At 64.3% G+C, this 12,092-nt stretch carries 8 protein-coding genes and 1 tRNA gene; 3 read left to right on the top strand and 6 right to left on the bottom strand.

Annotation, left to right across the window (positions count from 1 at the left end):
- The first annotated feature begins 12 nt into the window (after positions 1-12).
- Positions 13-1,632: an ABC transporter ATP-binding protein gene (locus FJV77_RS10165; protein ID WP_142866676.1), complete on the top strand. Its 1,620-nt coding sequence runs from the start codon at positions 13-15 to the stop codon at positions 1,630-1,632.
- Between the two features lie 34 nt (positions 1,633-1,666).
- Here the strand turns inward: FJV77_RS10165 and FJV77_RS10160 are convergent, their stop codons facing one another.
- On the bottom strand, positions 1,667-2,011 hold the full coding sequence (locus tag FJV77_RS10160) for a hypothetical protein (protein ID WP_142866675.1): 345 nt from the start codon (positions 2,009-2,011) through the stop codon (positions 1,667-1,669).
- Positions 2,012-2,186: 175 nt separating this feature from the next.
- Positions 2,187-2,263 (bottom strand) — tRNA-Pro (locus tag FJV77_RS10155).
- A gap of 200 nt (positions 2,264-2,463) precedes the next feature.
- On the opposite strand from FJV77_RS10155, the gene FJV77_RS10150 reads away from it, so the two are divergent.
- Positions 2,464-3,984 (top strand): phosphomannomutase/phosphoglucomutase, encoded by a 1,521-nt coding sequence (locus FJV77_RS10150; protein ID WP_142866674.1) that lies wholly within the window; start codon positions 2,464-2,466, stop codon positions 3,982-3,984.
- An 11-nt stretch (positions 3,985-3,995) separates the two neighbouring features.
- Positions 3,996-6,233 carry a mannose-1-phosphate guanylyltransferase/mannose-6-phosphate isomerase gene (locus FJV77_RS10145; protein WP_142866673.1) on the top strand — a complete coding sequence of 746 codons (2,238 nt, stop codon included), beginning with the start codon at positions 3,996-3,998 and terminating at the stop codon, positions 6,231-6,233.
- 180 nt (positions 6,234-6,413) lie between these two features.
- On the opposite strand, the gene betB is transcribed toward FJV77_RS10145, so the two are convergent.
- Genes betB through betC form a run of 4 tightly spaced genes read right to left on the bottom strand, consistent with a single transcriptional unit; the run spans position 6,414 to position 12,087 of the window.
- Positions 6,414-7,877 carry a betaine-aldehyde dehydrogenase gene (gene betB, locus FJV77_RS10140; RefSeq protein ID WP_142866672.1) on the bottom strand — a complete coding sequence of 488 codons (1,464 nt, stop codon included), beginning with the start codon at positions 7,875-7,877 and terminating at the stop codon, positions 6,414-6,416.
- Between the two features lie 34 nt (positions 7,878-7,911).
- Complete coding sequence (betA, locus tag FJV77_RS10135; protein WP_142866671.1) at positions 7,912-9,564, bottom strand: choline dehydrogenase; 1,653 nt, start codon at positions 9,562-9,564, stop codon at positions 7,912-7,914.
- Positions 9,557-10,558: a threonine/serine dehydratase gene (locus tag FJV77_RS10130; RefSeq protein WP_142866670.1), complete on the bottom strand. Its 1,002-nt coding sequence runs from the start codon at positions 10,556-10,558 to the stop codon at positions 9,557-9,559. Before FJV77_RS10130 ends, betA begins: the two co-directional genes overlap by 8 nt.
- Positions 10,558-12,087, bottom strand: a complete 1,530-nt coding sequence (betC, locus tag FJV77_RS10125) for a choline-sulfatase (RefSeq protein ID WP_142866669.1) — start codon at positions 12,085-12,087, stop codon at positions 10,558-10,560. The genes FJV77_RS10130 and betC overlap by 1 nt, the downstream gene beginning before the upstream one ends.
- Positions 12,088-12,092: the final 5 nt, after the last annotated feature.

Below are 12,092 nucleotides of genomic sequence, written 5' to 3'. Positions count from 1 at the left end.
GGAACCGTTGAGATGGCAACTCCCGAAACGATCCTCAGCGTCAAGGACCTTCGTGTCCGCTTCCGCACGCTCGACGGCGCCGTCGAAGCGGTCAAGGGCATAAACATTCACGTCAATGCGGGCGAAACCGTCGCCGTGGTCGGCGAATCCGGCTCCGGCAAGAGCCAGACGATGATGGCGGCGATGAGCCTGCTGGCCTCCAACGGCGAGGCGACGGGCCAAGTCGACTACCGCGGCCGCAACCTGTTGACGCTGACCAAGTCCGACCTCAACAAGGTGCGCGGCGCCAAGATCAGCATGATCTTCCAGGAGCCGATGACATCGCTCGATCCGCTCTATTCGATCGGCAACCAGCTGATCGAACCGATCCGCAAGCACCGCGGGTTGAACGCGGCCGAGGCGCGCGAGGAGGCGCTCAAGCTGCTCAGGCTGGTGCATATTCCCGATCCCGAGCGGCGGATGAAATCCTATCCGCACGAAATGTCGGGCGGCCAGCGCCAGCGCGTCATGATCGCCATGGCGCTCGCCAATGACCCCGACATCCTGATCGCCGATGAACCGACGACGGCGCTCGACGTCACCATCCAGGCCCAGATCCTGGTGCTGCTCGCCGAACTGCAGCGCAAGCTCGGCATGGCCATCGTCTTCATCACCCACGATCTCGGCATCGTCCGGCGCTTTGCCGATCGCGTCTATGTCATGCGCTATGGCGAAGTGGTTGAGGAAGGCGAGGCGGAAGCGCTGTTCGCCAACCCGCAGCATGCCTATACGAAAATGCTTCTGGCCGCCGAACCGACCGGCGCCAAGGCGGCGCCGCCGGCCAACGCGCCGGTGCTGCTCGAGGGCAGGAATGTCGAGGTGACCTTCAAGATCGGCGGCGGCTTCCTCGCCGGCGAGCCGCTGCTGCTGCGCGCCGTCGACCACATTTCGATCCGGCTGAAGCGCAACCAGACCATCGGCATCGTCGGCGAATCCGGTTCCGGAAAATCGACGCTCGGCCGCGCCCTGCTCAGGCTCTTGCCCAGCGACGGCGTCATCCGCTTCGGCGACCGCGACATCTCCACCGCCGACCGCCAGGCGATGCGGCCGCTGCGGCGTGAGATGCAGCTGGTCTTCCAGGATCCGTTCGGCTCGCTGTCGCCGCGCATGACCGTCGGCCAGGTCATCACCGAAGGGCTGCTGGTGCATGAGCCGAACCTGTCAGGCAAGCAGCGCGACCAACGCGCCGTCGAGGCCTTGCTCGAGGTCGGCCTCGATCCCAACGCGCGCAACCGCTACCCGCACGAATTCTCCGGCGGCCAGCGCCAGCGCATCGCCATCGCGCGTGCCATGATCCTGAAGCCCAAACTGGTGGTGCTGGACGAGCCGACTTCCGCGCTCGACCGGTCGGTGCAGAAACAGATCGTCGAATTGCTGCGCAAGCTGCAGGCCGACTACGAACTGTCCTATCTCTTCATCAGCCACGACCTCGCCGTCGTGCGCGCCATGGCCGACTACATCATCGTCATGAAACAGGGCAAGATCGTCGAGGAAGGCCCGACCGAAGAGATTTTCAGCCACCCGCAGGCCGCCTATACGCAGACGCTGATGAACGCGGCGATCGATGTGACGCGGTTCCGGTTGAGTGCTTGAGGCGTGAGGTGAAGCAGAGCAAGGGCCAGTTCGCTTAGCCTGCTGACTTGGGGCATCTGCTGGCTCTTGTCGTGATGATCACGTCTTCCCGCTGCTTCAGCTTTTCGATCCTGGCCGTCTCACGGTTGGCGACGGCGGTCTTGACGCGTGCGCCGCCGAGCAGCCAGTTCGGCACGCTGGTGTTGGCGACCTTGCCGCGGGTGATGGCGGTCTGCGAGATGTCGCGCGCGGTATCGCCCATGGCATTGTTGAGCTCGGCGCATGTCATGCTGTCGTATTTCGCCGGGTTGACCGTACCGCCCAGCGATGAGCAGCCTGTCGCCAGCGACAGAGCAAGCAGCGCTGACAGCCGGCCTGCGATCGAAATCAACAAATTCATCTTCCGCACACCTCGGTTCGGGCCGCTGTTTCGGCGGTTGTCCCATTATCGAGGTAGCGCGGATGGTTGTCTCGTCAAAACACCATGCCGACACCGGACGCCGATGCGGCCGGTTTGCCTTTAAGATATCTTATGGGGATGTCGGGAGAAACGGACACTAAGTGTCTGTTTTTTCTGGTCGGAGTGGCAGGATTTGAACCTGCGACCCCCTCGTCCCGAACGAGGTGCGCTACCAGGCTGCGCTACACTCCGTGACCAGACCGCGGGCTTATAGCCGCCGTGCTTCGTTCCTGCAAGCGGCAATGGCAGCGCTTCTGTCGCATTTCGTTCGCTTTCGTCAGGCATTGCCGCAAAGCTTGGATTTCCCGCCCGGGATAAACCCCGCTTAAAGCCTTGCGTGCTAGGCAGCAGCCTCGATAAATCGTGTTTTCGCCATCTGGAGCTCTGCTGTCTTGCCCCTGAAAATCGTAGGCGACGCCCGGCCCAACAGCTTCGAATTCGAAACGGAAGCGCTGATCAAGGCGTCCGGATTTCGCGAATACGATGCGCGCTGGTGGTTCGGTCACCCCGCCTCCGCGCAGCCGCCGGAGCTCAACCTGATCGGCGTCCAGGCGCTCGGCATGGGGCTGGGCACGTTGATTCGGCGTCTTGGCTCCGGGCCTGACATCGTCACCGGGCACGATTTCCGCGCCTATTCGCTCGGCATCAAGCTGGCCCTGGTCTCCGGCCTTATGGCTGCGGGCGCCAGGGTAAAAGACATCGGCCTGGCGCTGTCGCCAATGGCCTATTTCGCCCAGTTCGCGCTCGACACACCGTCCGTCGCCATGGTCACGGCCTCGCACAATGAAAACGGCTGGACCGGGGTCAAAATGGGCGCGGCGCGGCCGCTGACCTTCGGGCCGGAGGAGATGAGCGCACTGAAACAGATCGTGCTGGCTGGCGATTTCGACCTTGTCGGCGGCGGCTCCTATGAGTTCGTCTCAGGGTTCCGCGAGACCTATCTCGACGACCTTGTCGGGAACAAACGCATCGCGCGCAAGCTCAGGGTTGTGGCCGCATGCGGCAATGGCACCGCCGGTGCCTTCGCCCCGCAGGCGCTGGAGCGCATCGGCTGTGAGGTGATCAAGCTCGACGTCGAGCTCGACCACACTTTCCCGCGCTACAACCCGAACCCGGAGGATATGCAGATGCTGCATGTCATCAGGGACAAGGTGCTGGAGACCGGCGCCGATGTCGGGCTTGGCTTCGACGGCGATGGCGACCGCTGCGGCGTGGTCGACAACGAGGGCAACGAGATTTTCGCCGACAAGGTCGGCGTCATGCTGGCGCGTGACATTTCCAGCCAGTATCCCGGCTCGACCTTCGTCGTCGACGTCAAGTCGACCGGGCTGTTCAACACCGATGCAGTGCTGCGCGCCAATGGCGCGGTCACCGATTACTGGAAGACCGGCCATTCCTATATCAAGCGCCGCGTTGCCGAGCTTGGCGCCGTCGCCGGCTTCGAAAAGTCAGGCCATTTCTTTTTCAACCCGCCGATCGGCCGCGGCTACGATGATGGTCTCATCACGGCAATAGCCATTTGCCAGATGCTCGACCGCAATCCGAAGAGTTCGATGGCTGATCTCTACCGCGCACTGCCGCTGACCTTCGGAACGCCGACCATGTCGCCGCATTGCGCCGACGAGGTGAAGTATGGCGTGGTCGAGCGGGTGGTGGCGGACTTTCAGGCGATGCAGCGCGATGGCGAGACTTTCGCCGGCCAGAGGATATCGGACCTTGTCACCGTCAACGGCGTGCGCATCGTCGCCGAGGACGGCACCTGGGGGCTGGTGCGGGCGTCATCGAACAAGCCGGAGCTTGTCGTGGTTGTCGAAAGCCCGGTATCGTCCGACCGCCGCCGTCAGATGTTCGAGGCCGTCGACGCCGTCCTGCGCCGCAGTCCCGAAGTCGGCGCCTACAACCAGACCTTCTGATTGGACCCTTCATGACCGAGCGCATTGTCAGTTTTGTCATGAGCGGTGGCGTCGGCTCGCGGCTCTGGCCGCTGTCGCGCGAGGACAACCCGAAACAGTTCCACGATTTTTCCGGCGACGGTTCGATGCTGGCCAAGACCTTGCGCCGGCTGACGGCACGGCCGGAAGGCGAGACGCCGATCTTCCTGATCGCCGCCGAGCGTCATGCCGAGCGCGTCCATGCCGACCTTGCCGGTCTCGACCTCTCAGGCGGCGGCCCGCTGTTCGAGCCGACCGGCCGTAACACCGCTGCTGCCGTGGCGCTGGCCGCGCTGCGCACATTGTCGGAGTTCGGCGACAGCCTGGTTCTGGTGGTGCCGTCGGACCACGAGATCGCGACACCGAAGCAATTCTGGCAAAGCGTCGAGGCCGGCTGTCAGGCGGCGCTTGCCGGCCGTCTCGTGGTCTTCGGCATCAGGCCGACGCAGCCCGAGACCGGCTACGGCTATATCGAGGTTGCAACCGAAGGCGACGGCGTCTTCGACGTCTCGCGCTTCGTCGAAAAGCCCGATCTCGCCACCGCGCAGGGCTATCTCAAGGCTGGCACCTTCTACTGGAACACCGGCATCTTCCTGTTTCGCGCCGGCGCCATGCGCGATGCCTTCGCCGCCTTTCAGCCTGATATCTGGCTGGCAACCGAAGCGGCCTACAAGGCGGCGACATCGGATCTGTCCGGCCTCTACATGCCGCTGGACCTTTACGCCGCCATCCCGTCGAACTCGATCGATTACGCCATCATGGAGCGGGCGAAAGATATCGCCATGGTGCCGGCCGGCTTCCGCTGGAACGATCTCGGCTCCTGGCAGTCGCTGCTCGATGTCGGCCCTGCCGATGCCAAGGGCAATGTCGTTGTCGGCGATGTCGTCGCCATCGATTGCGAGAACTCCTACATCAGAAGCGACGGCCGGCTGCTGTCGGCGATCGGCATGAAGGATGTCGCCATCGTCTCGACGGCCGACGCTACTTTCGTCGCCCCGGCCAGCCACAGCCAGCACGTGAAGAAGATTGTCGAGCAGCTGGAGAAATCGGGTCGGCTGGAGACCAGGTTCACGCCGGCACACGACCGCGTCATCGAAAGCGGCGCCTGGCGGCGGCGCGTGCATCACTGGCTGTTCGAGGAAACCTTGCCGCTGTGGTCGACGGCCGGCGTCGACGAGCGCCATGGCGGTTTTCACGAGGCGCTCGGCTTCGATGCTAAGCCGCTGATGAAGCCCAAGCGTATGCGCACCATGGCGAGGCAGGTCTATGCCTTCGCCGTCGCCAAGGCGCGCGGCTGGGACGGACCGGCGGACCGCCTGATTGCCCATGGCATTGCCTTCATGGCCGGCAAGGGCCGCACCGACAGAGGTAGTTGGGTGCGCACACTCAATGTCGACGGCTCCGTCGCCGATGCAACCGAGGACGCCTACGACCATTCCTGCGTGCTCTTGGCATTGGCGCACGCGCATATGTGCGGCGACCCGCATGCGCTGCGGCTGGGCGAAGAAACCTTCTCCTTCCTCGACGCGCATCTCGAGGACAGCCGCATGACCGGCTTTCTCGAGACGTCGGACGGCGAGGGCGAACGGCGCTCCAATCCGCATATGCATTTGCTCGAAGCCTTCCTCGCCTGGTACGAGGCGACGGGCGACCGCACCTATCTGCGCCGCGCCGCCCGCATCATCGATCTTTTCCGCAGCCATTTCTTCGACGCCGAGAGCTGGACGCTGGGCGAGTATTTCGACGCCGGCTGGAAACCGGCTGCCGGCGAGAAGGGCACATGGACAGAACCCGGCCACCACTTCGAATGGGCCTCGCTGCTTACCGATTTCGCCGCTCGCAGCGGCCAGAACGAGTTGAGCAATTTTGCCCGCAAGCTCTACGCCTCGGCTATCGCCAACGGCCTCAACCGTGCCACCGGCCTTGCTTACGGCGCTGTCTCAAGACAGGGCCTGCCACTCGACCTTGTATCGCGCAGCTGGCCACAGGCCGAAGCGATCAAGGCGGCGATTGCGCTGGATGGCTCGGGCGGTCCCGATCTCAAGCCCGAGATCGAGGCGCGTGTCGGCCGCCTGTTCCGCTGGCACATCGACCCGGCGCCGCTCGGCCTGTGGATCGACCGCATCGACGAACGCGGCCGCTCGCTGGCATCGGATGTGCCGGCCAGCATCTTCTATCATCTGGTCTGCGCGCTGACGCAGTATCTGGACGGGACGGCGCAGCAGGGGTGAGGGCTGATCTCCCCCCTTGAGGGGGAGATGGCCGGCAGGCCAGAGGGGGTCGGTTCGACTGGATGCGACCTCCTTGCGATCGATGAAGGTTGGTGCTTCACGCGCGGCGACCCCCTCTGTCGCCTTCGGCGACATCTCCCCCTCAAGGGGGGAGATTACGCGCTCGCCCGCTTTCGCCTCTCAATACGGGCTGGCCACGTCCCCGGTCTCGACATACACCGCCTTCAACTGCGAATAGAGCGCCAGCGCCGCAAGCGAATTCTCGCGCCCGATGCCCGACTGCTTCACTCCGCCAAACGGGATTTCCACCGGCGTCAGATTGTAGGCGTTGATCCAGCATGTGCCGGCTTGCAGCTCGGCGATGACGCGATGCGCGCGCTGCAGGTCGCGGGTGAAGACGCCGGCGGCGAGACCGAATTCGGTGTCGTTGGCGCGGTCGATGACCTCGTCCTCGCCTTCGAATTTCAGCACGCTCATCACCGGGCCGAAAATCTCCTCACGCGCGATGCGCATCGTATCGGTGACGCCGGTGAACACCGTCGGCTCGACGAAGAAGCCGCCATCGAACCCTTGCAGCGACGGCACATTGCCGCCGCAGGCCAGCGTCGCGCCATCCTGCTGGCCGGCCTTGATGTAGGAGACGACCTTCTCCTGCTGCGCCTTGTTGACCAGCGGCCCCATCTGCGTCTCCGGATCGAGCGGATCGCCGATGCGGATCTTTTTCGTCCGCTCGACCAGCCGGTCGACGAAACGGTCGTGGATGCCGCTCTGCACGAACACGCGCGTGCCGTTGGAACAGATCTGGCCCGTGGAATAGAAATTGCCGAGCATGGCGCCGCCAATGGCATTTTCGAGATCGGCATCATCGAAGACGATCAGCGGCGACTTGCCGCCGAGCTCCATCGTCGCGTGCTTCATCTTCGAACCGGCGAGCGACAGCACTTTGCGGCCGGTCGGCACCGAGCCGGTGACCGACACCTTGGCAACGACATCGTGGCCGACAAGGCCGGCGCCGACATCGCCATAGCCCTGCACAACGTTGAACAGCCCGTCGGGCAGGCCAGCCTCTGAGTAGATTTCGGCCAGCGCCAGCGCCGACAGCGGGGTGTTCTCCGACGGCTTGAACACCATGGCATTGCCCATGGCGAGCGCGGGCGCGGATTTCCAGCCGGCGATCTGGATCGGATAGTTCCAGGCGCCGATGCCGACGCACACGCCAAGCGCCTCGCGGCGCGTATAGGCAAAGGGTCCGCCGAGATCGATGGCCTCACCGTTGAAGGCAGCGACCGCACCGCCGAAATATTCGAGGCAGTCGGCAGCCGAGGGCGCATCCGCCACCAGCGTTTCCTGGATCGCTTTGCCGGTGTCTAACGTCTCGATGCGGGCGAGGTCGGCGTTGCGGGCGCGCAAAATGTCGGCGGCGCGGCGCAGGATGCGGCCGCGCTCCACCGGTTTCAGCCGCGCCCAGGCGGGCTGAGCAGCGCGTGCGGCTTCGATCGCCAGCTCCAGCACATTCGGCGTCGCCGAATACAAGGTGGCGATGATCTCGCCCGTCGCCGGATAGATCACGGGCAGCGGCGCACCGCCTTCATCCTCGATGTAGCGGCCGTTGACATAGTGCGATGCCGTTGGCTGGGCGCGCATATGAAGTCTCCAATGATCTTCGCTGGACAATGCCCTATCGATCCGCGACCTGCCAGCGCGGATTGATCCAGGGTTCCTGGTTGGACGGCGCCAGCGGCGTGCGGCCGAGAATGTGGTCGGATGCCTTCTCGCCGGTCATGATCGACGGCGCGTTGAGGTTGCCGTTGGTGACGCGCGGGAAGATCGAGGAGTCCGCCACCCGCAACCCGTCGACGCCGATAACCCGACACTCCGGATCGACCACGCTCATGACATCATCGGCGCGACCCATCTTGCAGGTGCCGCACGGGTGGTAGGCGCTCTCGGCATGATCCCGGATGAAGGCATCGAGATCCTCATCCGACTGGACGTGCGAACCCGGCGAGATTTCCTTGCCGCGGAAACTGTCGAAAGCCTTCTGGCCGAAGATCTCGCGGGTCAGCCTGATGCAGTGGCGGAACTCCGTCCAGTCGTCTGGATGCGACATGTAGTTGAAGCGGATGACCGGCGTCGCTTTGGGGTCGGGCGAGCGCAGCGTCACCGAGCCGCGCGACTTCGAGCGCATCGGTCCGACATGCGCCTGGAAGCCATGCGCCTTCGCCGCCGCCTTGCCGTCATAGCGCACTGCCGCCGGAATGAAGTGGTACTGGATATCCGGATAGTCGACGCCGGCCTGCGAGCGCACGAAGGCCGCGGCCTCGAAATGGTTGGTGGCGCCGAGACCGGTCTTGAAGAACAGCCACTGCGCCCCGATCAGTCCCTTGGAGAACGGGTTGAGCACCGAGTTCAGCGTGATCGGCTGCGTGGATTCCTGCTGGATGTAGAGCTCCATATGATCCTGCAGATTGCGGCCGACACCGGGCCGGTCGGCCACCACCTGGACGCCGTTTTCGGCGAGATGCGCTGCCGGGCCGATGCCGGACAGCATCAGGATCTTGGGCGAATTGATCGACGATGCGGCAACGATTACCTCACGTCGTGCCTTAACGACCTGAATCTGTTTGTGAGCTTCGATCTCGACGCCGACGGCGCGTTGATTCTCGATGATCACGCGGCGAGCGAAACCTTTGACCACGCTGACATTCTGCCGTTTGAGAGCCGGCTTCAGATAGGCTGATGCCGCCGACCAGCGGCGACCGCCGCGGATGGTCTGCTCCATCGGCCCGAAGCCTTCCTGCTTCGAACCGTTGTAGTCGTCGGTCAGCTCGAAGCCGGCCTGGCGGCCGGCTTCAACGAAAGCGCCGTAGAGCGGATTCTTGCGCGGGCCGCGCTGCACATGCAGCGGGCCGCCTTTGCCCCGCCAGCCATCCTCGCCGCAGTCATTGTCCTCCATCCGCTTGAAATAGGGCAGCACGTCGGCAAAGCCCCAGCCGGTCGCGCCCTCTTCGGCCCAGTGGTCGAAGTCGCGCGCATGGCCCCTGACATAGACCATGCCGTTGATCGAGGACGAACCGCCGATCACCTTGCCGCGCGGCGTCGCCAGCACGCGGCCGCCGAGATGCGGTTCCGGCTCGCTGGCAAAGCCCCAGTCATAAAGGCTCATATTGAGGGGAATGGAGAGGGCCGACGGCATCTGGATCAGCGGCCCGATATCGGTGCCGCCGAACTCGATGACGATGACCGAATGCTTGCCGTCTTCCGACAACCGGTAGGCCATGGCCGAGCCGGCCGAGCCGGAGCCGATGATGACGAAATCTGCTTCAAGCATGGTTCATATGCGCCATGAAATCGGCGAGCGAAACGTTGCCGCCAGTTGCCACCACAAGCACGGTTTTACCCGTCGCATCCACCTTGCCGCCGAGCAGTGCGGCCAGCGACGCAGCGCCCGATGGTTCCAGCACCAGCTTCATCCGCTCGAAGGCGATCTTCATTGCCCGCCGCACAGATGCATCGTCGACGGTGATGCCGCGCACGCCGGCGGTCTTGACCGCCGCGAACGGCGCATCGCCCGGCCGCCGCGACATCAGCCCGTCGCAGATCGATTTCGGCGCGATCGGCATGGTCTCGATGGCGCCGTGATCCAATGACGCTCCCATGCCGTTGAACCCTTCCGGCTCGACGCCGATGATCTCTGTCGCCGGCGACAAATAGTGGAAGGCGAGCGACACACCGCCGATCAGTCCGCCACCACCGACCGAGCAGAACAAGAGGTCGGCACTGGCGTCCTTTGCCTCGAGTTGTTCGAGCGCTTCGAGCCCGGCGCCGGCCTGGCCAGCAACGATCTCCGGATCGTCGAACGGATGCAGCAACGCCAGCCCCTCAGTCTCGGCAATCTCGCGCGCCTTGGCGGCCGCGACCTCTTCACGTGCACGCTCGCCGTGATCGGTCAGCACGACGCGCGCGCCATAGCCTGCGGTGGCGTCGCGCTTGGCGGCCGGCGCGTCGATCGGCATGACGATGGTGACGGGAATGCCGAGCGCCTGGCCGGCAGCCGCCAGCCCTTGTGCGAAATTGCCGGAGGAGTAGGCGACGACGCCTTTCCTGGCCTCGTCAGGCGACAGCCGCTTCAGCCGCCAATAGGCGCCGCGCACCTTGAAGGAGCCCGCCCATTGCAGCGATTCCGGCTTGATGAACACGCGCGCAGCACCGGTCTCCTTGGCGAGCGCCGCGGATTCCAGCAACGGCGTGATCTGCGTCGCCCTGGAGGTGACGGCGTAGGCCTGCTTGAGATGATCGAGGGAGGGAACGAACGTTGTTGTCATCACTCGCCTCGCGGATACCTTTTGCTCTCTTCGAGATTGTCGAGATTCATGTGGTTGCGCATGTAGCGCTCCGATGCTTTTTGCAGTGGCTGGAAATCCCATGGGTAATAGGCGCCGTTGCGCAACGCCGGGTAGACGACCCAGCGGCGCGCCTGGCTCTCGCGCACCGCGGCGTCGAAGGCGACCATGTCCCAGCGCGCCCGGACTGCTCTTGTGAAAGCTGTCACGAGGGCAGTGTGCGCCGGATCGCTGGCGAGGTTGTCGCGCTCGAGCGGGTCGGCTTCGAGATCGAACAGTTGCGGCGGGTCGAGCTCGCAATGGACGAATTTGTATTTGCCGTCGCGGATCGCCACCAGCGGCGCGTAGGAGCCTTCGGCTGCGTATTCGATCAACACGGGCGTGGTGCGCTGTCCGCCCTTGGCAAGCGGCAGCAGCGACTGACCGTCGGTCCATGGCGCGATCGCCCCGATGTCGATGCCGGCGAGGTCGCAGAGCGTCGGCGTCACGTCGAGATTGGAAACCGGCGCCTCGATCAGCCCTGATGGCACGCCATTGCCGGCGATCATCAGCGGCACCCGCACCGAGCCCTCGAAGAAGCTCATCTTGAACCACAGGCCGCGCTCGCCCAGCATGTCGCCATGGTCCGAGCAGAACAGGATGGTGGTGTCGTCGAGCATGCGCGAGCGCTTGAGAACATCCAGAAGCTCGCCAAGCTTGTCGTCGACATAGGAAATGTTGGCGAAATAGCCGCGCCGTGAACGACGCACCTGCTCACGGGTAATGTCGAAGGAGGGGTAGTCGGAGGCATGATAGAGACGCTGCGAATGCGCGTCCTGATCGTCACGCGCGATGAAGCCCGTTTCCGGGTCCAGTGCCTGGCTGTGTTCGTAGAGATCCCAGTACTGCTTGCGTGCGACGTAGGGGTCGTGCGGGTGCGACAGCGAAACGGCAAGGCACCAGGGCCGATGCTCCGCATCGTCCCGCTCACGCGAAAGCTGATAGAGCTTCTGCGTGGCGAGAAACACGACCTCGTCGTCATACTCCATCTGGTTGGTGGTCTCGGCGATGCCGGCGCCGGTCACCGAGCCGAGATTGTGGTACCACCATTCGATGCGCTCGCCGGGCTTGCGGTAATCCGGCGTCCAGCCGAAATCGGCCGGATAGATGTCGGTGGTCAGCCGCTCCTCGAAACCGTGCAACTGGTCGGGCCCGACGAAATGCATCTTGCCCGACAGGCAGGTGTAGTAGCCGGCGGCGCGCAGATGATGGGCGAAGGTCGGGATCGAGGAGGCGAACTCCGCCGCATTGTCGTAGACCCCGGTGCGCGACGGCAATTGCCCGCTCATGAACGAGGCGCGGCCGGGCGCACAGAGCGGCGAGGCCGTGTAATTGTTGGCAAAGCGGGCCGAGCGGGCGGCCAGCGCCTTCAGATGCGGCACATGCAGGAAGTCGGCCGGCCCGTCGGGGAACAGCGTGCCGTTGAGCTGATCGACCATGACGATCAGGAAATTGGGTCGCCTTGATGTCACTGAGG

The organism is Mesorhizobium sp. WSM4306, assembly GCF_007003975.1.
GTDB lineage: Bacteria > Pseudomonadota > Alphaproteobacteria > Rhizobiales > Rhizobiaceae > Mesorhizobium.
This window is presented reverse-complemented; position numbering and strand designations above follow the sequence as displayed.